The sequence below is a fragment of the Chryseobacterium geocarposphaerae genome, from assembly GCF_002797535.1.
In the GTDB taxonomy this organism is placed as follows: Bacteria; Bacteroidota; Bacteroidia; order Flavobacteriales; family Weeksellaceae; genus Chryseobacterium; species Chryseobacterium geocarposphaerae.
Genome location: NZ_PGFD01000001.1, coordinates 1090502 through 1112633, shown reverse-complemented (window position 1 = coordinate 1112633; position 22132 = coordinate 1090502). Strand labels below are relative to the sequence as shown.

Below are 22132 nucleotides of genomic sequence, written 5' to 3'. Positions count from 1 at the left end.
GAATTATTTTATATATCTTTGGTAAAGAAATAGTAAATAAGTTTAAAATAACATTTAAAATCAAAGAGTTATGAAAAATAAAATTCAAATATTGATCGCTTCTTTTCTAGTTTGTGGGTTTATTACTGCATTGAATACTGCAAAAGCACAAGCAACAAATAATAATACCATCCAGGAAGTTCAACTGAATAAGAATGATGCTTTCAGTGAGATCAGAAACTTGTTGATGGCAAATTTTGACTTCACCAATTCTGATTATAAGCAGGGAATTGTGAACTCGGAAGTAAAATTTGATATTGCAGAAAACGGTAAGATCGTAAACGTTCATTCTAAAGGAGATTGCAAAAATGTTAGCAAGGAAATTGAAAACGTGTTAAGCAAACTTTTGTATAGAGTAGACAGCAAAAAATTAAATGAAAATATGATTGCTTCTACTTATGTAATGCCTGTAAGAGTAGATATCAATAACAGATAATGCTTATAAATCTATCATAATGAAACCACACAAATTTTGTGTGGTTTTTGTTTTAAGGTGTAAATTGTGAAAAAATTAAAAAGAAATTTATAATAACTGGATATGATTTTCGTTTTATACTTGGGTTCACAAAATTAAAACGATATGAAAAATTTAAAGAAACTAACAAAAACAGAACTAAAATCTGTGTACGGAGGAGAACCGAAACAATACTGTGTTTATTGCGAGAGACTGAATAAAACAGTTTGCAGCACAGTTCCAATCGGGCAATGTCCTTAATCATCTAAACCGCTTTTTTATAAAGCGGTTTTTTTATTTGTATATTAAATACAAGATCTGTTATTTGAAATTTTATTTTTTTCAATCAAAACAAAAAATCAATACATTTGATAGTATAAAAAACTATCGTGAATCCCATTTTAGATGTCGTTATCCGTTCGCTTTGCGTTTACCTTTTCATGGTAGTCGCTATCCGTTTGTTTGGTAAAAACCAGCTTTCACAACTTAATGCAGGAGATGTCGTCTTACTTCTGTTAATTTCCAATGCGGTACAAAATGCAATGGTAGGACCGGATACTTCTTTACAGGGCGGATTGGTTGCAGCTCTTGTGCTTTTTGCGGCTAATTTTATTTTAAAGAGATTAATGTTCAGGCATCCTTCATTTAAAACCTTTATGGAAGAAGACCCCGTGATTTTGATAAAAGATGGAGTGGTAATTCAGAAAGCTTTAGATGAGGTTAAGATCACAGAAGATGAATTGGAAGAAGCAATCAGGGAACATGGGGTTAACGGGATAAAAAATGTAAAACTATCCATATTGGAAGTAGATGGGAATATCAGTGTAATTTCCGAAGACGAAAAAGACAAGCAAACTCATTATTCCAGAATCAAAAGAAAAAATAAACGTAAATATCATTAAAATACAATGAACTATGAATTAAGAGAGATGCTTCCCGGTGACGAAGCAAGAGTGTTGGAAATATTTCAGCAGGGAGTAAATGGCGGAATGGCTACTTTTGAAACTACAGTTCCTACCGCAGAAGCTTGGAATATGGATTATTTCAATGATTGCCGTTGGGTGCTGGAAAATGAAACCAGTGAAGTTGTAGGCTGGTGCGCCTTAAAACCAGTCAGTAAAAGAGAAGTTTACAAGGGAGTCGCGGAAGTCAGTATTTATTTCGATAATGATTATCAAGGTAAAGGCTTAGGCTCAGTTTTGCTAAAGAAAATGATTTTGGATAGTGAAAACCATGGATTCTGGACTTTACAGGCTAATATCTTCTCTGAAAATGAGGCATCTTTAAGATTTCATCAAAAAAACGGTTTTCGTACAGTAGGGATAAGAAAAAAAATTGGTAGACTAAATGGAGAGTGGAAAGATGTAATCATGCTTGAAAGAAGAAGCGAAAATATTTTTTAACAAAAAAAATAATAAACTTTCTTAAAATTTTCATAGAATTCAATAATAATGCATTATTGGCATTAGTCTTGTAAGTTTCGTATTGTAATTTGAAAATAACTTGCTATGAATTTTTTAACTAAAGTATTAGGATTTTTCTTAATCGTTTTTTCTTTTGCTTTTTATCAGGCTTCGCCAATGCAGAGAGGACATGGGCATGGACACGGCCACGGTCCAAAGCATTCGAAACATTATTATTATGGTCCCCCTAGACCTTACTATAGACCTGTCGTTTATCACCGACCTCCGAGACATCGTTATAAAAGATATTATTACGAACCTGTAAGACCAAGATATTATTCTCATAGGCCACATCGTGTTTATCATAGCAGACCTGTGATTATAGTGAAATTATAGAACAATAAAAGTGACTGTTTTAAACAGTCATTTTTATTTAAAAGATTGCGAGTAATCTCTTAAGGAATGATGCGGCTTTTAAAACTTTGGCATCATGATTGATTATTTCCGATCTAGAAATTTGAAAAGTGGAAAAATGAAAGGATTAATTAAAATTGTCGGTGTTACAACAGTAATGGTCATGCTCACTTCTTGTGTAATTCATGAGCCTCATGGGAGAAGAATTCCTCCTGGACATGCAAAAAAAGTTTATATCTATGAAAAAAGAGGGAATGGACATTATAAGCATAGAGGAAATGGCCATAGGCATCATTAGATGAAAAAATAAAAAGCACTGAAACTTTTCAGTGCTTTTATTGTAATAGGATTAAAGTCTCGATTTTTTAGGGTTGAGAAAAGTATTGAAGATCATTACTTCCTGTCCGAATCTGGCTTCTATTCTTTCGGCAATGTTTTCCAATTCACTTTTCACGAAATCATCTCTTAATTCATCATTGTCAAATAGTAAAAGAAGATTATAATTTTTTCCCTCCTCAATGTAATCACTGTGTACATCAGAAAGGATATATTTATTGACATCCATTAAATTTTCCGTCATTAAAACCAAGGTTTCATCAATATAATTTTCCCATTCCTCAAGATGAGTTTTAGGGCAGTGGAAAGTTATACTCAGTATGCTCATATTTTTATGAATTTTTAAGATTCTGTGGATAAAATTTACTGCAAAAATCGGCAAATTTTTCGTAAATTAGCCCGTTAATAAAAATTCAAAAAGAATAATTTTCAGACATACAGCTAAGGGTCTGACTATCATTATAATAAAATTTGTTTATGCAAAAAGAAGGAGAAAGACTGATTCCTATCAACATTGTTGATGAAATGAAGTCGTCTTATATCGATTATTCGATGTCGGTTATCGTTTCAAGAGCGTTACCAGACGTAAGAGACGGCTTGAAGCCCGTTCATAGAAGAGTACTTTACGGTATGTATGGATTAGGGGTTTTTTCTAATCGAAAATATTTAAAATCTGCGAGAATTGTTGGGGATGTTTTGGGTAAATATCACCCGCATGGAGACTCTTCTGTATATGATGCTATGGTGAGAATGGCTCAGGACTGGAGCTTGCGTTATCCTCAGGTAGATGGGCAAGGTAACTTTGGTTCTATGGATGGTGACCCACCGGCAGCAATGCGTTACACCGAAGCAAGATTGAAGAAAATCTCAGATGAGGTTCTTTCAGACTTAGACAAAGAAACGGTAGATTTTCAGAATAACTTCGACGACAGTTTACAGGAACCGACAGTTTTACCTTCAAAAATTCCTAACCTTTTAGTTAACGGAACTTCCGGTATTGCGGTAGGGATGGCAACAAATATGGCTCCTCATAACTTGACGGAGTCTGTGAATGCAATCTGTGCCTATATCGATAATAAAGAAATTACCATCGATGAACTAATGCAGCATATCATCGCTCCGGATTTTCCTACAGGTGGGATTATCTATGGTTATGATGGTGTAAGGGATGCTTTCCATACAGGTAGAGGTAGAGTAGTTCTTAGAGCTAAAGTTGCCTTCGAGGAAATCGGAAACAGAAATGCAATTATCGTCAACGAGGTTCCTTATCAGGTGAACAAGGCGGAAATGATTGCAAGAACAGCAGAACTCGTTAAAGAAGAAAAAATTCCAGGAATTTATGAAATCAGAGATGAGTCAGACAGAAGAGGTCTTCGTATTGTTTATGAGCTGAAAAATGATGCGATTCCAAATGTTGTTTTAAACTTATTATATAAATATACTGCGCTTCAGACTTCTTTCAGTGTTAATAATATTGCGTTGGTTCATGGTAGACCGGAGCAATTAAACCTAAAAGATATCATTCACCACTTTGTGGAGCACAGACATGAAGTTATCGTAAGAAGAACTCAGTTCGAGCTTAAAAAAGCAAAAGAAAGAGCTCATATCTTGGAAGGTTTCATGAAAGTGATCGGAACTCAGGATTCTCTGGACAGAGCAATTTCAATTATCCGTCACTCTGCAAATCCACAAGCTGCAAAAGAAGGATTGATAGAAGCATTTGAGCTTTCTGAAATTCAGGCTCAGGCGATTCTGGATTTACGTCTTGCCCGTTTAACAGGAATGGAGCTTGATAAGATCCGTGATGAATATGATGCAATTATGAAAGAAATTGCTGATTTGGAGGATATTTTAGCAAATGAGCCGAGAAGATTCCAGATCATTAAGGATGAATTAATTGAAATCAAAGAAAAATACGGCGACGAAAGAAGAACTGAAATCGACTATTCAGGAGGTGAAATGTCTATCGAGGATATTATTCCGAATGAATCTGTAGTTCTTACCATTTCTCACGCTGGTTATATTAAGAGAACTTCTCTTTCTGAATATAAAATTCAAAGTAGAGGTGGCGTAGGAAACAAAGCTGCAACAACAAGAGATTCTGACTTCTTAGAATACATTGTTTCTGCGACAAACCACCAGTACATGTTGTTCTTTACTGAAAAAGGAAGATGTTATTGGTTAAGAGTATTTGAAATTCCTGAAGGTTCTAAAACGGCTAAAGGAAGGGCGGTACAAAACTTAATCAATATCGAGCCGGATGACAAGATCAAAGCTTATATCAGAACCAACAACTTAAAAGACTCTGAATATGTTAATCAAATGAGTGTTGTGATGGTTACTAAAAACGGAACCATTAAGAAAACGTCGCTTGAAGCTTATTCTAGACCAAGAGTAAATGGGGTAAATGCTATCGAAATTAGAGATAATGACCAATTGTTAGGTGCTTATTTAACAAATGGAAGCTCTCAGATTATGATCGCTACTAAAAATGGTAAATGTATCCGTTTCCCTGAAGAAAAAGTAAGAGAAGTTGGTAGAGGATCTATCGGTGTTCGTGGGATTGCCATGGAAGATGATGATGAAGCAATTGGTATGATTGTTGTGAATGATGTGGAGAAAGAAACGGTTCTTGTAGTATCTGAAAAAGGATACGGAAAGAGAACAGCCGTTGAAGATTACAGAATTACCAACAGAGGAGGAAAAGGAGTTATTACTCTGAACATTACTGAAAAAACAGGAAATCTGATTGCTATTCAAAACGTAACAGACGAAGACGGATTGATGATTATCAACAAATCCGGTGTTGCTATCAGAATGGGAATGGATGAAATGAGGGTAATGGGTAGAAATACACAAGGAGTAAGATTGATCAACCTTAAGAAAAATGACGAAATTGCAGCCATTGCAAAAGTAGAAATGGATAAAGATGTAGAAGAAGATTCTGAAGAAAATGAAGAAGGAATAGAAACTGTAGCTGATAACCAGGAAAACAATACAGAAGTTCCTCAGGTAGAAAACGAAAATACTACGGAGGAAACTGAGAATTCTGATTCGGAGGAATAAAATTGTACAATTATATAAAATAGTTATTATGAAGAAACTAATTTTAGGTATGGCTATCGTTGCGTCTTCTTTTGCATTTGGACAGAAAGAGGATGTAAATGCAAAGCTGCAGGCTGCTAATAAAACGGCAATGGATGCATATAATTCTAAAAATTATACTGTTGCAGCACCAAAATTTATGGAAGTGTATGAGCTTTTGAAAAGTAACGGACAGGATGATAAGACTTATATGTATTATGCTGGTCTTAGTTATGCATTAGCAAACAGTTTAGATCCTGCAATAAAAATTTATACCGACTTAATTAACTCAGGATATACTGGTGTTCAGACGACTTATTCGGCAAAAGATAAAAAAACAGGAGAGGTTGTTCCTTTGGATAAAAATACCTGGGAATTAATGAAAAAAAATCCTGATTATTCTGATTTTAAAACAGAGCAGACTAAAAGCGTAGAACCGGATCTATATGAAACTTTATCAACATTATTACTAAATGCTAAGAAAAATGATGAAGCTTTGGCAATCATTGAAAAAGGACTGGCAAAATATCCTAATAATGCTAAATTAAAGGAATATCAGGGAACAGCATTATATGCATCAGGAAATACAGATAAATTTATGCAAAACCTAAAAGAGCAGTTGGCTAAAAATCCTAATGATGGCACAAACTGGTATAATTTAGGAGTTTTGCAATCTAAAAATCCAGCTACTAAAAATGATGCTTTTGAATCATTTAAAAAAGCAATTGGACTTGCCTCTAACGATCCTAAATTACTAGGTAATGCATATCAGAATTTAGTATATACAACGATTGGAGATGATGATGCAGCAGTAAAAGAAATTAACGCATTGAGAAAAACTAAGCCGGATGATGCAACTAAGTTGATTGAAGCCAGAAGAGCTAGATTTGATCAGGCGTTACCTCATGCTGAAAGCTGGTATAAAGCTCAACCTGAAAATTTAGATGCTATCTCTACACTAAAAGATATTTACAGTATCACTAAGAATCAGGCTAAGTATAATGAAATGAAAGCCAAAGAAGCTGAAATTCAAGCAAAACAACCTGCTAAATAATTAATCAGATACTTAAATTGAATACAAAACCGAAACTGTTACAGTTTCGGTTTTATTTTTAGCAATAAACATTAGGCTACAGTAAAGTTTCAAAAAATTTTCAACTAACATTTTCCAATTATTCTCATCAAAAATCAATGTTAAAATTCTCTGTAATTCCGTATCTTTGATAAAAATTTTTACAAAAATGATCGAGTGGAAAACCGTCAAAGAATACGATGATATTACGTATAAAAAATGTAATGGCGTAGCCCGAATTGCTTTTAACAGACCGGAAGTTCGCAATGCATTCAGACCTAAAACAACTTCAGAATTATATGACGCTTTTTATGACGCTTCAGAAGATCCGTCCATAGGTGTTGTGTTGCTTTCAGGAGAAGGACCGAGTCCGAAAGATGGAGGCTGGGCTTTCTGCAGTGGCGGAGATCAAAAAGCAAGAGGACATCAAGGATATGTAGGAGAAGACGGAAGACACCGATTGAATATTTTAGAAGTTCAGCGATTGATTCGCTTTATGCCAAAAGCGGTTATTGCTGTTGTTCCAGGATGGGCTGTTGGTGGAGGTCATTCTCTTCATGTTGTTTGCGATCTGACATTGGCCAGTAAAGAACATGCTATTTTCAAACAAACCGATGCAGATGTTACAAGTTTTGATGGAGGTTATGGTTCTGCGTATCTAGCAAAAATGGTAGGACAGAAAAAAGCTCGTGAAATTTTCTTCTTAGGGAGAAACTATTCTGCTCAGGAAGCCTTCGAAATGGGTATGGTAAATGCTGTAATTCCTCATGACGAATTAGAGGATACAGCTTACGAATGGGCCCAGGAAATTTTAGCAAAATCTCCAACATCAATCAGAATGCTGAAGTTTGCAATGAATCTTACTGATGACGGAATGGTTGGTCAGCAGGTTTTTGCAGGTGAAGCAACTCGTTTGGCATATATGACCGAAGAAGCAAAAGAAGGAAGAAACGCGTTCTTGGAGAAAAGAAAGCCGGATTTCGGAAAAGATAAATGGATCTCTTAAATAAGCTTTAGCAGTATAAATAGGATTCTCAAACTTCTTAAACATACTCTCGCAGATTTTAATGAATTTGCAAATAACAATAATTTGCTTTATTGTAATCTGCGAGAGATTTATAATATGGAACAAAACTTTCAAAACCCTCAGATTTTCGATTTTAAAATTCCTGATTTTGACGATTTACAGCTTACTGCGGTATCCCCAAAATATCTACGGATTATACTATTTAACATGGGCTTACTTTCACTTTTCCTAATTTTGGCGGTTTCTATAAGTTTTTATTTCTTCTATTTTAATCTTAATCAGATGCAGATTGTTATAATAATCGGTTTGGTTTTTTTGTTGATTATTTTTCTTTTTCTGAATTCAATTGTGGGATTTAAATTCAGAAAATATGCAGTACGAGAGAAAGACTTATTTTATCAACAGGGTTGGTTGAAAAGAACCATTATTATTGTTCCTTTTAGCAGAGTTCAACATATAAAGCTGGAACAGGGATGGTTTTCTAGATTATTAAATTTGAAATCAATTTCTGTTTTTACAGCAGGAGTTAGTGGTGGAGATATTTCCATTAATGGTTTGCCGGAGGATATTGCAGAAAAGATTAACCACCATATTCATGGTATAATTGCGGAAGAGAATTCGGAAGATGGAGGTGAAGCATAATTCTTTTTTTCAGCCTCAAAGACAGTCTAAAATCGGTATTGTTCTGCTGTTTCTTTATAATGTAGGAATAATTATTAAGAGCTTATGGATTTTAATCGTTCTTTTTTTCATTAAAAAGGAAAAGGTAGAATCCGGAATAATTGCTGCTGCAATAGTTATAGCAGTTTTGATTCTCATTTTCTCTGCGATTTTACAGTATTTTAATTTTAAATATTATATTGATGAAGAAAATCAGGAGTTTATTATTCATGAGGGAATTATAAATACTTCAGTGACTAAAATTAAGCTCAAAAATATTCAGGAGGTAAATATTTCACAGCCTTTTATTCATCGTTTTTTTAATATTTATAAATTAGAAGTAGATACACCAGGAAGTTTGGAAAAGGAAGTGAAAATTTCTGCATTAACGAAACAAAATGCTTTGGATTTAAAAAAATATCTTTTAACCGAAATTAAAGTTGAAGGTCACAAAGAACAGATAGAAAATGTTTTAGTAAATAATGAACTCAAAGATCATTTTATCAAAATTTCGACGCTAAGTATTTTAAAGTATGGAATTACGGCAAATTATATTCAAAGCTTTCTTGCCTTAGTGAGTTTGGTAATTTATGGATTTTCTGAGTTAAGTAATATTTTAAGAAAGGTAGAATTTGAAACCCAACTTAATTACGATACGGTGGAAGAACAGTTTATGGCTTTTTCAATTCCAGTAATTATTGGAATTGTTGTGATGACAATTATTATCGGAATCCTCATTAATACGGGGCGAACAATCATTAAATTTTTTAATTTTAAAATCATCGAAAACAACCGAAGCTTTTCTTTTGAATACGGATTATTTAGCACACAAAATTCGATTGTCAATAAATCTAAAGTTCAGGTCATTATCGAAACCCAAAATTGGATTCAAAAACAATTGAGTATTTTTTATGTGAAATTTCTACAAATTGGAAAAAATGAAGGAGAAGAAAAAAATGTTGCTGCTGTTCCTGGAGTTAATAACAATGAAAAGCAAAAGCTCATCTCTGCCATTTGGAAGGAAAATCCGATTTTTGAAAATGATTTAAAACCTAATTTCAGATTAATTTTTGTCAATACTTTTAAATTTGTCATCATTCCATTACTATTGATTTTTACTATTAAAGAGGAATTGTTATTAAACTATTTGTTTTTAACGCTTAGTTTTATCGTAATTGCTGAGATTTTTATTTTAATCTTTTATCGGAATCTACGACTATTTTATAATGAAAGATTTATCAGAATAAAATCGGGAATTTGGGATGTAGATTGCAAAACTTTTGAGGTGGAAAAACTTCAGACTGTAAAAATTTCTCAGTATTTTTGGCAAAGAAAAACAAATTTAGGAAGTATCACATTTTGTACCTCTGCAGGACGCTTTAAAATAGTTGCTTTGAACTATCAAAAACTTAAAAAGCTACTAAATTATTGTATATATAAAATTGAAAGTTCTAAAAATATTTAAATAAAATATTAATGTTGGATTGGATAAAAGCCGCAAGGCTACGTACATTACCACTTTCCTTAAGTGGTATTATAATGGGAGCTTTCATCGCAAAATGGAGACTTTATGGTGAAGGCGGAACTTGGGACTGGAAAATTTTTGCATTAGCATTGATTGTGACTTTATTATATCAGGTTCTTTCAAACTATGCAAATGATTATGGAGACGGTGTAAAAGGAACGGATACCCAAAGAGCTTCTGAAGCAGAAGCAAGAGCAGTGGCTTCAGGAAAAATTACGGCAAAACAAATGAAAAATGCGGTAATTCTTTTCTCAATTTTATCGTTTCTTGCTACTGTTGCGCTTTTGTATGTTGCTTTCATTCCGAATTATATGAATGAATTTTACATTTTCATTGGGTTAGGAGTGGCCTGTATTTTAGCAGCAATAGGGTATACGATTGGTAAAAGACCTTACGGATATATGGGATTGGGAGATATTTTTGTATTCATTTTCTTTGGATTGGTTTCTGTTTGTGGAAGTTATTTTCTGTTTACAAAATCGTTCAGTTGGGATATGCTATTACCGGGAACGGCAATCGGAATGATGAGTATGGCTGTTTTGAATCTGAATAACATGAGGGATATCGAAAGTGATAAATTATCAGGTAAAAACAGCTTTGCATTAAGAATAGGATTCAAAAATGCAATGATCTACGAAATGATCCTGTTACAATTACCCTTGATCCTGATTTTAATGTTTTTAGCAGTAAACGGATTTTTCCAGTCGCAGAACTATTATGTTTTTATTGTGATGATTCTTATGCTTCCGTTGATGAAACTGAGAAGACAGATCATGGCTGTAAAGAATCCGAAAGAGCTTGATCAGTTCCTGAAACATATTGGGATCATGACTTTTATGATAGCAATCCTTACAGCTTTAGGTCTTAATCTATTTCATTAAAATATAAAACAATGAGTTCTAATATCTATGTTGAAGCTCAAATGCTGATCAGAAAACCGATTGAAGACGTTTTCGAAGCATTTATCAATCCGGAAGTAACAACCAATTTTTGGTTTACAAAATCAACAGGAAAACTAGAAGAAGGAAAAGCGGTGACCTGGGAATGGGAGATGTACGGAGTAAAAACAAATGTTACCGTACATCAAATTGTTAAACATCAATTGATAAAAACAGTCTGGGGAGAACCTTCAACGAATGTAGATTATGAATTCAAAGAAATGGAAAAAGGAACTCTTGTGGTTATTAAAAGTTACGGATTTTATCAGGAAGGAGAAGATTTGTTAAAAATTATCAACGACAATACAGGAGGTTTCACAACGGTTCTTGATGGATGTAAAGCTTATCTTGAGCACGGAATTAATTTGAAATTAATTGAAGATAAATTTCCATCAAAATAATAATTGTAAATGGGAAATAGTTATAAAATTACTTCTTGGTTATCAATAATTATATCTGTTGGTTTCTTTTTATTATTACTTAAAGAATTAATATTTGGAGAATTATCTATATCAGAAATTGCAATATTACCTATCATTTTGGGGATAATTCTGATCATTGATTTTTTTATCTCTTTATGGGTATTAAAACAAAAGATAAAACCGAATATTTTTATTCAAATATTTCAAACTGTGATCATTATATATTGTTTGTACTTGATCTACTATTATAATAGTAATATGTCGGTAAAAGTAGATCAATTCATAACGCCATAAATTTTAAATAAATTAAAAATGAAAATACAATACTTAGGACAAAACTGTTTTCTGTTCACTTACAAGGACAAAACAATCTTGAGCGACCCATTCTACAACTACAAAAAAGCAGAATCAGGGTTTGATATTTCCGCTCAGAAAATCGATTATATTTTATTGACCCATGCTCATGGAGATCATATTGCAGATGTAGCAGAAGTATTACAGTTTCATCCGGAAGCAACTCTTATAGCTGTACCTGAAATCTGCGGGTATTTCAAAAATGCAAAAAATACAGATGACGTGAACTTAGGGGGATCGGCAAAAATCGATGATCTTAAAATTTCCATGGTTCCGGCTCATCATACAAGTTCTTTCCCTGATGGAAGCTACGGAGGCGTTCCTGTAGGATATATTTTCAGACTTCCTGAAGGAAAAAATCTTTATCTGGCTGGAGATACAGGGGTAATGGCAGATATGGAGTTATTTCCAAGACTATACGGGAACTTAGATCTTTCTATCCTTCCAATTGGTAGCCACTATACCATGTGTCCTAGAAAAGCAGCTTTTGCAGCAGCAGAATTATTAAAAACTCCAAAAGTAATCGGATGTCACTTTGATACTTTCCCTGCGATTGAAATTAATCATGAAAGCGCATTAAAGCATTTTGCTGACAAAAATGTAGAACTTGTTTTACCAAAATTAGGAGAGACGTTCGAATTTTAAATAAATTTTGAAAGGTAATTTGAAAATCAGAATAGAAATGTTGAAGTGTTCAGAAACAAAAAAAGATAATTTTCAAATTACCTCTCTTCAACTTAAACCAATAAAAAATGGCAAGCTACCTAAATCACACCGCTACGACCGATTACCTTTGCTGCGTTCCCACCCTGGAGGATTCTCAGGAGCTGGTTGTTTAGGACTTGCCGTTGCAAAGGTAGGAATATTTTATAAACTTCAAAACATTATTAAAGAAAAAATAGTTGAAAAGCCCGTTGGCAAAGCTAAATAATTGAAATTTAGAACAATAATTTTTCAACTTTTTTCAAAAAAATTAGATATGACGAAAAGTCCATCAACATTAGGAATTATACTTTTTATCGCTACAATGGTTGTCTTTTTTGTAGTGTATCAATTTTTCTCAGGAATCAATTACTTTGATATTTCATTGAAAGCCAATGCTTTCGTTTTACCTATTTTATATGCTGCTACTGCCTTCTGGTCTGTAAAATCTTATTGGAACATCCATAGAGAGGTAAGTTTTAAAGATGCATTCAAAAGAGCGTTTGTTCCGATGTTCATTGGAGGAATTCTTTCTGTTTTTAGTATTTACGCATTTTTAAATTTTGTAGATACAGATGCTAAAAAGCTCCTTAATTATCAATATGTAACCAGACAAAAAGCAGAACTTGATGCAGAATATACCTCTGCAAAAAAGATTTTAAAACATCAAAAAGATATTGATGAACTGGAGCAGAAATATAAAGAAGGCCTTCAGAGATTTAATCCGGAGGCTGTGAAAGGAAAAGATATGCTTACCGCAAGTCATTTTTCAGGATATTTTGCAGCAATTCTGATATTTTACGTAGTTTTGTCAGTGTTTTTCGGGGCGTTTTTCAGAACAAAAACGATTCATACCGAAATTCAAAATCAATAATTATTTTATTTAAAAATTAAATGAATTTATCTATAGTTATTCCGTTACTGAATGAAGAAGCTTCTTTGGAAGAGCTGTTTTCAAGGATTGATAACGTTTGCCGATCAAACAGTTTGTCCTATGAAATTTGGTTTGTAGATGACGGAAGTACAGATTTATCCTGGAGTATCATTGAAAATCTGAAGGTTCAAAACCCACAGGTTCATGCTATAAAATTCTCTAAAAATTACGGAAAATCTCAGGCGTTACATGCTGCTTTTGAAAGAACCAATGGTGATGTAATTATCACAATGGATGCTGATTTACAGGATTTTCCGGAGGAGATTCCAGAATTGTATTCAATGGTTGTTAATGAAAACTACGACATAGTTTCCGGCTGGAAAAAGAAGCGTTTTGATAATGTGATGACGAAAAATGTGCCGTCAAAATTATTCAATGCGGCGGCTAGAAAAGTTTCAGGAGTTTATCTTCATGATTTCAACTGTGGGTTAAAAGCTTACAAAAAACAGGTCGTAAAAACAATCGATGTATATGGAGATATGCACCGATATATTCCGGTTTTGGCAGCTAATGCAGGTTTCAGAAGAATTACGGAAAAAGAGGTTCAGCATCAGGCAAGACCTTACGGAACTTCAAAATTTGGAACGGAAAGATTTATCAGAGGTTTCCTGGATCTGGTAACACTTTGGTTTGTAAGCCGCTTCGGTGGAAGACCCATGCATTTCTTCGGAGCGGTAGGAACGTTAATGTTTATCGTTGGTTTCCTTTCAGCACTTTGGTTGGGAATTTCAAAATTAATTGACGTTGCCAGAGGAATTTACGGACATTTAATCACTAATAATCCTTGGTTCTATATTGCTTTAACGATGATGCTTATGGGAACATTGCTTTTCGTAGCTGGATTTTTAGGAGAAATGATTATCAGAACCAACAGAGAACATAAGAATTATAATATTGATGAAGTGATTTAATTGATTGATGTTTAAAATGAAATTTTTTAAATTATCATTAATTGTAATTGCTGTTTTATTTTTATCTTCATGTAAGTCGAGAAACATTCTTGGATCATGGGAATTTATTGAAGTTTATGAAGGAATTGTAATCAATAATATTGATGCTTTAAAGACAAAAGAAAATAACTCTGAAAAGGGAATGGGGATTTTGGTTTTTAATGATAATCAGACTTTTACATCGATGGATCTTAAAGGGAATTATCAAAAAACGAAAAACTTACTAAAGTTAAAGTATACCATTGATAAAGATACAGTCTTAATGAAAATTTCTTATTTAGATAAAAATTATTTATTAATATCATCAATATCAGAAAGACCTACTTCATGGTTTTATAGGAAAATAAAAAATTAAAAGTGATGTATTAATTTTAAGAATGAGTAAAAAAAGTTGTTTGAACTGTGGTCATTCAATCTCCGGTGAGTTCTGTGCTCATTGCGGACAGAAAGCCGACACAGCAAGAATAACGATATATTCACTCATCAAAAATGATATTCTCGGATCAATTTGGCATGTTGAAACTAAATTTCTCCACACTTTAAAAAATATTTTATTCAGGCCGGGAACAACGGCAATGGATTATATTTCAGGAAAAAGAATCAGATACAACAATTTTATATCGTTGTTACTGATTCTTTTTGGTTTTAATGTTTTAACTTATCATTTTTATAGAAAATTTGCTCCTCCTGAAGAGCTTACGGATGATGTTCTGGATATGATGAATTTTATTTCAAAATATTCTAAGACCATCTTATTTGTGATTATTCCGATGCTTGCCTTTAATGCTTATTTTTTATTCAAAAGAATAAAATTGAATGTTGCAGAGCATTTTATTATAGGAACAGTGAGTCTTTTAGGAATTTTAATCTTATTTTTGCTAAGTGATATAGTAAGTTTGATAGGTTTATGGAAACCTGTTGAAAAAATCTTCAATATCATTGATAAAATCTTATTCGGTCTTTCTATTCTTTTCCCGGCAATTACTTATTGGACTGCTTTTAAAAATTCATACTCAAAACCAGGATTACTGTGGAGAGTATCGGTTCTTTATGTTTTGATGGTACTGGAAGGAACTGTGATAAGTTTGATTTTATACGAAATATTTTAAATATGAAAAATATATTGTACACATTGGCTTTGGTTGCTGTAGTTTCCTGTGGAAAAGTTTCTCCCAAAGGAAAAATTGAAAGGAAGGATGTGGATGTTTCAGAATTTGTAAATCTGGATTTGGAAGGAAAGTTTCGTGTCTTTTATGCAAGAGGAACTAAAAACTTTGTTGAAATAGAAACCTATCCCAATGTTGCCGATAATCTGGATGTTGATGTAAAAGATAAAACACTTTCTATTAAAGAAAAACGGGGAACCAAAGGTGTAGATTTTTATAATGTGACCATTTATTCAAAATATAACCTGGAAAAAGTGGCGATCTCAGATTCAGTAGAAATGAATATTTCGAGTGAAATTAAGACTGATAATTTTAGATTAAATTTAAAAAATTACGCTACATTTATGGGTTCTGTCAATACAAGGAGAGCAGAAGTTGATATGCAGAACCGAAGCAGGGCTAATTTCTTGGGACAAACCAGAAATGCAATGATAAAGATCTCTGATACAGCAAGTTTGATTGCTCCCTATTGGAAAATAGAGAATTTGAATATTGATTCTAAAAATGGAAATTATGCAGAAGTAAATGTAAAAGATTCATTAAAAGGGCACATTCAGAATACTGCAAAATTTTTGTATTATAATGATCCGATCCGTGCCTTTAAAATTGATAAAGATACACGGGTAGAGAATAAGAAATTAGAATAAAAGCTTTCTGCCATTCTGAATGTAATGAAGAATTTCTTAAAAAGATTTCTCCTTCCGTAAATATCAGAGGCTGAAACAATAAAATAAAGGAATTTTACAAACTATATAAAGAACAAAATACAAATATGACAACATTAGAAAAAGCAAAACTTTGGTTAAGTGACACGTTCGATAAGGAAACAAGAGATGCTGTTCAATTGTTAATTGATGGTAATTCACCGGATCTCGAAGATTCATTTTACAGAGAGCTTGAGTTCGGAACAGGAGGAATGAGAGGGATTATGGGGGTTGGAACCAATCGTTTAAATAAATACACGTTAGGTCAAGCAACACAGGGACTTGCGAATTATATGTTAAAGCAGTTTGAAGGAGAAGAAATCAAAGTTGCGATTGCTTATGATGTAAGAAATAATTCAAAAGAATTCGGAAAACTGGTAGCAGATGTTTTGACGGCAAATGGAATTAAGGTATTGCTTTTCAAAAATCACAGACCGACTCCGGAATTGTCTTTTACAGTACGAGATAAAAAATGTAACGGAGGAATTGTGTTGACAGCTTCTCACAACCCGCCTGAATATAATGGTTATAAAGTATACTGGAATGATGGTGCACAAATCGTTCCACCACACGATGAAGCGATCATCAATGAAGTATATTCTGTGAAATTTGAGGAAATCAAATTCAATGGAAATGATGATCTGATCGAATGGATCGGAGAAGAGCAGGATGATGTTTATATCGATGCCTGTATTGAAAATTCTACGTATCAGAACGTTGGAAAAGAAAATTTAAATATTGTTTTCACATCCATCCACGGAACGACCTATACAACGGTTCCGAAAGCATTGGAAAAAGCAGGTTTCAAAAAAGTTGACTTAGTTAGAGAACAAATGATTCCTAGTGGAAATTTCCCGACAGTAGATTCTCCAAACCCTGAAGAACCTGCAGCATTGGAAATGGCAATGGATTTGGCAAAAATTACCAACGCAGATATAGTGATCGGAACAGATCCGGATGGTGACCGATTAGGTATCGCGGTTAGAAATTTGGAGGGAGAAATTGAGTTATTGAACGGAAACCAGACCAATACAATTCTTACCTATTACATTCTGAATGAATGGAAAAAGCAAGGAAAAATCACAGGAAAAGAATTTATCGGTTCTACGATTGTAACTTCAGATATTTTCTTTGATATTGCTCAAAAATTCGGAGTTGACTGTAAAGTTGGATTAACCGGGTTCAAATGGATCGGGAAAATGATCCGTGATTTCGAAGGAAAGGAAAAATTCATTTGCGGTGGTGAAGAAAGTTTCGGATTTATGACCGGAGATTTTGTTCGAGATAAAGATTCTTGCGGAAGTATCATTTTAGCGTGTGAAATTGCTGCCTGGTGTAAAGCCAACGGAAAAACAATGTACCAATATATGATCGAGATTTATCAGGAATTGGGAATGTATTACGAAGGATTGATCAACCTTGTAAGAAAAGGAAGAGACGGGGCAGAAGAAATTCAGAATATGATGAAGAATTTCCGTGAAAATCCTCCTAAAGAAATTGCTGGTTCATTGGTTGAAGAAGTGAAAGACTTCAAGGAACAAACAAATTTCATTGTTTCATCCAATGAGAAAAAAGTAATGAACGACATTCCAAAATCAAATGTATTGATTTATTACACTCAGGACGGAACGAAAGTTTGCGTAAGACCTTCAGGAACAGAGCCGAAAATCAAGTTTTATGTTTCTGTAAAAGATTCTGTTACTTCTGAAGCTGATTTTAAAGATAAATTGAAATCTTTGGAAGAGAAAATTAATCAGGTAAAAAAAGATTTACAACTAAGTTAAATTAAATATAGCAATGTACCGGTTAAGCATTATACCAATTATTGTTACACAGTTACATTGCTAGTTATTACATTAAAATAATTAAATAAAAAATAAAGTGAAAGTTTCAAAATTAGCGGCGAACCTGATTGGTTCTGAAATTGTAAAAATTGGTAATGAAGTAAATGATTTAAAAGCGAAAGGAGCGGAGATTGCGAATCTTACGATTGGTGATTTAAATTCTAATATTTACCCGATCCCAGCAAAATTGAAGGAGGAAATTCAGAAAGCTTATCAGAATAATCTGACAAATTATCCGCCTGCAAATGGACTTTTATCTTTAAGAAAAGAAGTTTCCAAAGACTTAAAAACAAGATGGAACCTTGATTATTCACCTAATGATATTTTAATTACTGCCGGGTCAAGACCATTGATTTATGCGGTTTACAAAACAATCGTGGATGAAGGTGATAAAGTGGTTTATCCTATACCATCTTGGAACAACAATCACTATGCTTATCTTACTTCGGCTAATGCTGTAGAAGTGAAAACTACTCCTGAAAATAATTTCCTTCCGACAGCAAATGATCTGAGACCACATTTGTCCGGAGCAGTTTTGGTAGCGCTTTGTTCACCATTGAATCCTACGGGAACAATGTTCACAAAAGAACAGCTTTCTGAAATCTGTGAACTTATATTAGAAGAAAACAAAAAAAGAGGAGAAGATGAAAAACCGTTATACTTGATGTATGACCAAATCTATTCTAACCTTACTTTTGGTGCAGAACACGTAGATCCTGTTTCTCTTTTCCCTGAAATGAGAGACTATACAATTTATATCGATGGGATCTCAAAATGTCTTGCGGCAACAGGAGTTCGTGTAGGATGGGGATTCGGACCTTCGCATATTCTGGATAAAATGAAGGCTCTTCTTACGCACGTTGGAGCTTGGGCACCAAAACCTGAACAGGAAGCTACTGCAAAATATTACGAAAATCCTGAAGAAGTAAATGCTTTCGTAGAAGATTTCAAAAATAAATTAGAAGCGAGTTTAAAAGTTCTGCATAGCGGAATTCAGGATTTAAAAGGAAAAGGTCTTGCGGTTGACAGTATCGAGCCAATGGGAGCGCTTTACCTGACAATCAAATTGGATTATATCGGAAAAACTAAACCAGATGGAACAGTTATCGAAAATTCTTCTGATTTAGTATTCTATTTGATCAATGAAGCAGGTGTTGCTTTAGTTCCTTTCTCTGCTTTCGGAGAAGAGAAATCTGAGCCTTGGTTCAGAGCTTCTGTAGGAGGTTTGGCAACTGAAGAAATTTCTACAATGATGCCTAAATTGGAGAATGCTTTGAATGCTTTAAAATAATTCCTTAAATAAATAATAAAATGCTTCGTGAATGTTTATTTACGAAGCATTTTTAAATTATTGACCACAATTATTCTTAATATATGAAAATTCCCAGGAAATATTTTCTCGAAACGAAGCTGTTGAGCTATTCAACAATTGGAATTATTGTTTTGGTTATTGTAAGTATATGGCTTTCAGGAAGAGGATCGCACAGGTCCTTGTTTCAAAACTCTATTCTATCAACTTCTATTTTAGCCATTTCATTTTTTCTTTTTATCAGTTTGGGATTATATTATGGATTTAAACTAAAAGATAATATTGGAAATATTTTTACAAAAGAAAGAATCAAGAAGATATCAGATAATACTCCTGAAATAGGTAGTTTTGATTTTGATGGTCCTGCTGTAGGAGATGGAATAGGAGGAATTATTTTGTCAATTCTTCTGTGGATATTGTTTTCTATAGTTCTTATCTTTCTATTATACTTTCTGGGTGTTTTCTTTTGGACTGTAATTTTATTGTTTACAGCAATGTTATATTGGATTTTTTTCCGAGCTTTACGTTTGATATTCAAAAATTCAAGACATTGTAAAGGAAATTTACTGAAAAGTATAGGTATTGGATTTTTTTATTCATTACTATACATTTCATGGATTTATGGGATTATTTTTTTGGTTAATTATTTAGGCTGAAAATAAACTCGTAATTATAACTTTATAATAATTCATAATTAATTAAAAATGAAAATAATCGCAGTTATTCCCGCACGTTACGAAGCAAGTCGTTTTCCGGCAAAGCTCATGCAGATGTTAGGCGAAAAGACGGTGATCACCACAACGTATCAGAATGTGGTGGAAACAGGTTTATTTGATGAAGTTTTTGTAGCGACTGATTCAGAAATTATTTTTAATGAAATTACGAAACATGGCGGAAAAGCTGTGATGACCGGCCAGCATGAAACAGGAAGCGACCGTATTGCAGAAGCTGTACAAAATATTGACTGTGACATTGTGATCAATGTTCAGGGTGATGAACCTTTCCTTAAATTAGAGCCTTTGCAACAATTGATTGAAGTTTTCCATAATGATGATAATCAGGAAATATCTCTAGCGTCATTAAAAATAAAACTTATTGAGAAAGACGAGATTGAAAATCCGAATAATGTGAAGGTTATTACCGATAACAATGGTTTTGCTCTATATTTTAGCCGTTCCGTAATTCCTTTTCACCGGGAAATTTCATATAAGGTAGATTATTTTAAACATATTGGTGTGTATGCCTTCAGAAAACATGCTTTAATTCAGTTTTCAAAACTTGAAATGAAACCTTTGGAAATTTCTGAAAAAATAGAATGTATCCGTTATCTTGAATATGGTATGAAAATCAAGCTCATAGAAACCAATTTTATTGGAGTTGGGATTGACACTCCTGAAGATCTGGAAAAAGCGAGAAAATTAATTTAAAAATTTTTTAATTAGATAATTTGAAAATGTGCTGTAGAATTAGATTTTCAAATTGCTTTATTTCAAATTTTCAAATTAAAAAAGCCTTATATTTGAATTTATAAATAAAATTAATGAAGAAGTTACTTTTAGTTTTCATCCTGGCATTTTCACATTTCTCTTTGGCACAGACAGCAAAAGAAATTATAGATAAAAATATCGAATTGTCCGGAGGATTAACGAATTGGAAGCTGTTAAATTCAGTATTACTTCAAGGAAAAGTAATTTTAGGGATCAAAGATGAATATCCCATCAAAATTTATCAGCAACGTCCTAATCTTACTAAAACGGTTCTGACTATAAACAATAAAGATACCGCGATTGAAGGCTATGACGGAGTAAAAGGCTATGCGATGAATTATGCAACCAATAAGCTTCAGGAATATGCAGACTATAAACCGGAAAGTTTTGATAATGACTTTATAGACTGGGAAAATAAAGGTTTTGAAGCAAAATATGTAGGAAAGGAAAAAATAGGAAATATATATTGCTATAAGGTCGAATTAATTAAAAATGTGAATAAGAATATTTATTATTTCGACAGTAAAACTTATATGTTATTGAGAGAAATAAAAAAAGATGAAACATTGGATTATTCTGACTATAAAAAAATTGGAAATCTTGCGATGCCTTTCAGAATCGAATCTTCAAGTCCGAAAAAAGACGGAGATTATGTGATGTTATTGAATAAAATAGAGATCAATAAAGTATTTCCTGCCAATATTTTCAAATTTTAAATCAATATTAAAATGAAAAAAATCTTTTTATTACTGCTTTCTTTTGTAGCTTTTTTCAATAGCTGTGCTCAGAAAAAAAGCGAATCGTCTAAAGCAAAAACCAAAGAACTTATGGGAAAATCAATTTACGATTTTAAAGTTGATGCCTTGGAAGAAGGAAAACAAATCAACTTTGCAGATTTTAAAGGTAAAAAAATCCTTATTGTAAACACCGCTTCAGAATGTGGATTTACCCCACAATATGCTGATCTGGAAAAGGTATACGAAGAATATAAAGATAAAGTAGTGGTGGTTGGTTTTCCTGCCAATAATTTTGGAGGACAGGAACCGGGAACCAACCATGAAATCGGAGCTTTCTGCCAAAAAAATTATGGAGTAACTTTCCCTATGGCTGCAAAAGTTTCCGTAAAAGGGGATGATACAGCTCCTATCTTTAAATATCTAACAGAAAAAGAATTAAACGGAGTGAAAAACTCAACCATTCTTTGGAATTTCACTAAATTCTTAATTGATGAAAACGGTAAACTTATCGATTCCTTTGTAAGTACTACAAAACCTACGGATGAAGCGATTACAAAGTATTTTAAATAAA

26 protein-coding genes and 1 other RNA gene are annotated in these 22132 nt (G+C 33.1%); 25 read left to right on the top strand and 2 right to left on the bottom strand.

Annotated features, from left to right (window positions below):
• Positions 1-70: 70 nt before the first annotated feature.
• From CLV73_RS04975 to CLV73_RS04955, 6 genes are all read left to right on the top strand, one after another.
• Positions 71-475 carry a hypothetical protein gene (locus CLV73_RS04975; protein ID WP_100375754.1) on the top strand — a complete coding sequence of 135 codons (405 nt, stop codon included), beginning with the start codon at positions 71-73 and terminating at the stop codon, positions 473-475.
• A 144-nt stretch (positions 476-619) separates the two neighbouring features.
• Entirely contained in the window at positions 620-754 is a 135-nt protein-coding gene (locus CLV73_RS04970; protein ID WP_100375753.1) for a bacteriocin-like protein, read from the top strand.
• A gap of 128 nt (positions 755-882) precedes the next feature.
• Complete coding sequence (locus tag CLV73_RS04965) at positions 883-1395, top strand: DUF421 domain-containing protein (protein WP_100375752.1); 513 nt, start codon at positions 883-885, stop codon at positions 1393-1395.
• Between the two features lie 6 nt (positions 1396-1401).
• Positions 1402-1896: a GNAT family N-acetyltransferase gene (locus CLV73_RS04960; RefSeq protein WP_100375751.1), complete on the top strand. Its 495-nt coding sequence runs from the start codon at positions 1402-1404 to the stop codon at positions 1894-1896.
• Positions 1897-2001: 105 nt separating this feature from the next.
• Complete coding sequence (locus CLV73_RS18855; protein WP_157798722.1) at positions 2002-2292, top strand: hypothetical protein; 291 nt, start codon at positions 2002-2004, stop codon at positions 2290-2292.
• A gap of 136 nt (positions 2293-2428) precedes the next feature.
• Positions 2429-2608 carry a hypothetical protein gene (locus CLV73_RS04955; RefSeq protein ID WP_100376993.1) on the top strand — a complete coding sequence of 60 codons (180 nt, stop codon included), beginning with the start codon at positions 2429-2431 and terminating at the stop codon, positions 2606-2608.
• Positions 2609-2659: 51 nt separating this feature from the next.
• Here the strand turns inward: CLV73_RS04955 and CLV73_RS04950 are convergent, their stop codons facing one another.
• Positions 2660-2974 carry a DUF4286 family protein gene (locus CLV73_RS04950; RefSeq protein WP_100376992.1) on the bottom strand — a complete coding sequence of 105 codons (315 nt, stop codon included), beginning with the start codon at positions 2972-2974 and terminating at the stop codon, positions 2660-2662.
• Positions 2975-3123: 149 nt separating this feature from the next.
• On the opposite strand from CLV73_RS04950, the gene gyrA reads away from it, so the two are divergent.
• The 8 genes from gyrA (at position 3124) to CLV73_RS04905 (ending at position 12373) form a co-directional block, all read left to right on the top strand.
• Positions 3124-5712: a DNA gyrase subunit A gene (gene gyrA, locus CLV73_RS04945; protein ID WP_100375750.1), complete on the top strand. Its 2589-nt coding sequence runs from the start codon at positions 3124-3126 to the stop codon at positions 5710-5712.
• Positions 5713-5740: 28 nt separating this feature from the next.
• Positions 5741-6784: a tetratricopeptide repeat protein gene (locus CLV73_RS04940; protein ID WP_100375749.1), complete on the top strand. Its 1044-nt coding sequence runs from the start codon at positions 5741-5743 to the stop codon at positions 6782-6784.
• Between the two features lie 187 nt (positions 6785-6971).
• Positions 6972-7808 (top strand): 1,4-dihydroxy-2-naphthoyl-CoA synthase, encoded by an 837-nt coding sequence (locus CLV73_RS04930; RefSeq protein ID WP_100375747.1) that lies wholly within the window; start codon positions 6972-6974, stop codon positions 7806-7808.
• 117 nt (positions 7809-7925) lie between these two features.
• The gene (locus CLV73_RS04925) at positions 7926-8471 is read left to right on the top strand and encodes a PH domain-containing protein (protein WP_100375746.1); all 546 of its coding nucleotides are present in this window, start codon (positions 7926-7928) and stop codon (positions 8469-8471) included.
• Positions 8455-9954 (top strand): PH domain-containing protein, encoded by a 1500-nt coding sequence (locus tag CLV73_RS04920; RefSeq protein ID WP_100375745.1) that lies wholly within the window; start codon positions 8455-8457, stop codon positions 9952-9954. The genes CLV73_RS04925 and CLV73_RS04920 overlap by 17 nt, the downstream gene beginning before the upstream one ends.
• A gap of 11 nt (positions 9955-9965) precedes the next feature.
• Entirely contained in the window at positions 9966-10895 is a 930-nt protein-coding gene (menA, locus tag CLV73_RS04915; protein ID WP_100375744.1) for a 1,4-dihydroxy-2-naphthoate octaprenyltransferase, read from the top strand.
• An 11-nt stretch (positions 10896-10906) separates the two neighbouring features.
• The gene (locus CLV73_RS04910) at positions 10907-11353 is read left to right on the top strand and encodes an SRPBCC family protein (RefSeq protein ID WP_100375743.1); all 447 of its coding nucleotides are present in this window, start codon (positions 10907-10909) and stop codon (positions 11351-11353) included.
• A 333-nt stretch (positions 11354-11686) separates the two neighbouring features.
• Entirely contained in the window at positions 11687-12373 is a 687-nt protein-coding gene (locus tag CLV73_RS04905) for a metal-dependent hydrolase (RefSeq protein ID WP_100375742.1), read from the top strand.
• A gap of 105 nt (positions 12374-12478) precedes the next feature.
• Here CLV73_RS04905 and ffs read toward each other — a convergent pair.
• Positions 12479-12576, bottom strand: an RNA gene (ffs, locus tag CLV73_RS04900) — signal recognition particle sRNA small type.
• A 131-nt stretch (positions 12577-12707) separates the two neighbouring features.
• On the opposite strand from ffs, the gene CLV73_RS04895 reads away from it, so the two are divergent.
• From CLV73_RS04895 to CLV73_RS04845, 11 genes are all read left to right on the top strand, one after another.
• A complete protein-coding gene (locus CLV73_RS04895) occupies positions 12708-13304 on the top strand; it encodes a DUF4199 domain-containing protein (protein ID WP_100375741.1) in 597 nt (198 codons plus the stop codon).
• A 20-nt stretch (positions 13305-13324) separates the two neighbouring features.
• A complete protein-coding gene (locus CLV73_RS04890) occupies positions 13325-14275 on the top strand; it encodes a glycosyltransferase family 2 protein (RefSeq protein WP_100375740.1) in 951 nt (316 codons plus the stop codon).
• 16 nt (positions 14276-14291) lie between these two features.
• On the top strand, positions 14292-14669 hold the full coding sequence (locus CLV73_RS04885; protein ID WP_100375739.1) for a hypothetical protein: 378 nt from the start codon (positions 14292-14294) through the stop codon (positions 14667-14669).
• A 22-nt stretch (positions 14670-14691) separates the two neighbouring features.
• Positions 14692-15423 (top strand): DUF3667 domain-containing protein, encoded by a 732-nt coding sequence (locus CLV73_RS04880; protein WP_100375738.1) that lies wholly within the window; start codon positions 14692-14694, stop codon positions 15421-15423.
• A 2-nt stretch (positions 15424-15425) separates the two neighbouring features.
• The gene (locus CLV73_RS04875) at positions 15426-16127 is read left to right on the top strand and encodes a GIN domain-containing protein (protein ID WP_100375737.1); all 702 of its coding nucleotides are present in this window, start codon (positions 15426-15428) and stop codon (positions 16125-16127) included.
• Between the two features lie 125 nt (positions 16128-16252).
• Complete coding sequence (locus tag CLV73_RS04870) at positions 16253-17968, top strand: phospho-sugar mutase (RefSeq protein ID WP_100375736.1); 1716 nt, start codon at positions 16253-16255, stop codon at positions 17966-17968.
• 97 nt (positions 17969-18065) lie between these two features.
• Positions 18066-19319: a pyridoxal phosphate-dependent aminotransferase gene (locus tag CLV73_RS04865; RefSeq protein ID WP_100375735.1), complete on the top strand. Its 1254-nt coding sequence runs from the start codon at positions 18066-18068 to the stop codon at positions 19317-19319.
• Between the two features lie 122 nt (positions 19320-19441).
• Entirely contained in the window at positions 19442-19993 is a 552-nt protein-coding gene (locus CLV73_RS04860; RefSeq protein WP_157798721.1) for a hypothetical protein, read from the top strand.
• A 48-nt stretch (positions 19994-20041) separates the two neighbouring features.
• Positions 20042-20764 carry a 3-deoxy-manno-octulosonate cytidylyltransferase gene (gene kdsB, locus CLV73_RS04855; RefSeq protein ID WP_100375733.1) on the top strand — a complete coding sequence of 241 codons (723 nt, stop codon included), beginning with the start codon at positions 20042-20044 and terminating at the stop codon, positions 20762-20764.
• Positions 20765-20877: 113 nt separating this feature from the next.
• Entirely contained in the window at positions 20878-21540 is a 663-nt protein-coding gene (locus CLV73_RS04850; RefSeq protein WP_100375732.1) for a histidine kinase, read from the top strand.
• Between the two features lie 12 nt (positions 21541-21552).
• Positions 21553-22131 carry a glutathione peroxidase gene (locus CLV73_RS04845; protein WP_100375731.1) on the top strand — a complete coding sequence of 193 codons (579 nt, stop codon included), beginning with the start codon at positions 21553-21555 and terminating at the stop codon, positions 22129-22131.
• Position 22132 lies beyond the last annotated feature (1 nt).

What these genes read in the sequence shown, in the direction of transcription:
- CLV73_RS04870 (WP_100375736.1), top strand. Translation starts at nt 16,253, where the DNA reads ATGACAACATTAGAAAAAGCAAAACTTTGGTTAAGTGACACGTTCGAT.
- CLV73_RS04905 (WP_100375742.1), top strand. Translation starts at nt 11,687, where the DNA reads ATGAAAATACAATACTTAGGACAAAACTGTTTTCTGTTCACTTACAAG.
- CLV73_RS04890 (WP_100375740.1), top strand. Translation starts at nt 13,325, where the DNA reads ATGAATTTATCTATAGTTATTCCGTTACTGAATGAAGAAGCTTCTTTG.
- CLV73_RS04845 (WP_100375731.1), top strand. Translation starts at nt 21,553, where the DNA reads ATGAAAAAAATCTTTTTATTACTGCTTTCTTTTGTAGCTTTTTTCAAT.
- CLV73_RS04850 (WP_100375732.1), top strand. Translation starts at nt 20,878, where the DNA reads ATGAAGAAGTTACTTTTAGTTTTCATCCTGGCATTTTCACATTTCTCT.
- CLV73_RS04975 (WP_100375754.1), top strand. Translation starts at nt 71, where the DNA reads ATGAAAAATAAAATTCAAATATTGATCGCTTCTTTTCTAGTTTGTGGG.
- CLV73_RS04970 (WP_100375753.1), top strand. Translation starts at nt 620, where the DNA reads ATGAAAAATTTAAAGAAACTAACAAAAACAGAACTAAAATCTGTGTAC.
- CLV73_RS04955 (WP_100376993.1), top strand. Translation starts at nt 2,429, where the DNA reads ATGAAAGGATTAATTAAAATTGTCGGTGTTACAACAGTAATGGTCATG.
- CLV73_RS04930 (WP_100375747.1), top strand. Translation starts at nt 6,972, where the DNA reads ATGATCGAGTGGAAAACCGTCAAAGAATACGATGATATTACGTATAAA.
- CLV73_RS18855 (WP_157798722.1), top strand. Translation starts at nt 2,002, where the DNA reads ATGAATTTTTTAACTAAAGTATTAGGATTTTTCTTAATCGTTTTTTCT.
- CLV73_RS04920 (WP_100375745.1), top strand. Translation starts at nt 8,455, where the DNA reads ATGGAGGTGAAGCATAATTCTTTTTTTCAGCCTCAAAGACAGTCTAAA.
- gyrA (WP_100375750.1), top strand. Translation starts at nt 3,124, where the DNA reads ATGCAAAAAGAAGGAGAAAGACTGATTCCTATCAACATTGTTGATGAA.
- kdsB (WP_100375733.1), top strand. Translation starts at nt 20,042, where the DNA reads ATGAAAATAATCGCAGTTATTCCCGCACGTTACGAAGCAAGTCGTTTT.
- CLV73_RS04885 (WP_100375739.1), top strand. Translation starts at nt 14,292, where the DNA reads ATGAAATTTTTTAAATTATCATTAATTGTAATTGCTGTTTTATTTTTA.
- CLV73_RS04875 (WP_100375737.1), top strand. Translation starts at nt 15,426, where the DNA reads ATGAAAAATATATTGTACACATTGGCTTTGGTTGCTGTAGTTTCCTGT.
- CLV73_RS04910 (WP_100375743.1), top strand. Translation starts at nt 10,907, where the DNA reads ATGAGTTCTAATATCTATGTTGAAGCTCAAATGCTGATCAGAAAACCG.
- CLV73_RS04940 (WP_100375749.1), top strand. Translation starts at nt 5,741, where the DNA reads ATGAAGAAACTAATTTTAGGTATGGCTATCGTTGCGTCTTCTTTTGCA.
- CLV73_RS04960 (WP_100375751.1), top strand. Translation starts at nt 1,402, where the DNA reads ATGAACTATGAATTAAGAGAGATGCTTCCCGGTGACGAAGCAAGAGTG.
- CLV73_RS04925 (WP_100375746.1), top strand. Translation starts at nt 7,926, where the DNA reads ATGGAACAAAACTTTCAAAACCCTCAGATTTTCGATTTTAAAATTCCT.
- CLV73_RS04895 (WP_100375741.1), top strand. Translation starts at nt 12,708, where the DNA reads ATGACGAAAAGTCCATCAACATTAGGAATTATACTTTTTATCGCTACA.
- CLV73_RS04950 (WP_100376992.1), bottom strand. Translation starts at nt 2,974, where the DNA reads ATGAGCATACTGAGTATAACTTTCCACTGCCCTAAAACTCATCTTGAG.
- CLV73_RS04880 (WP_100375738.1), top strand. Translation starts at nt 14,692, where the DNA reads ATGAGTAAAAAAAGTTGTTTGAACTGTGGTCATTCAATCTCCGGTGAG.
- menA (WP_100375744.1), top strand. Translation starts at nt 9,966, where the DNA reads ATGTTGGATTGGATAAAAGCCGCAAGGCTACGTACATTACCACTTTCC.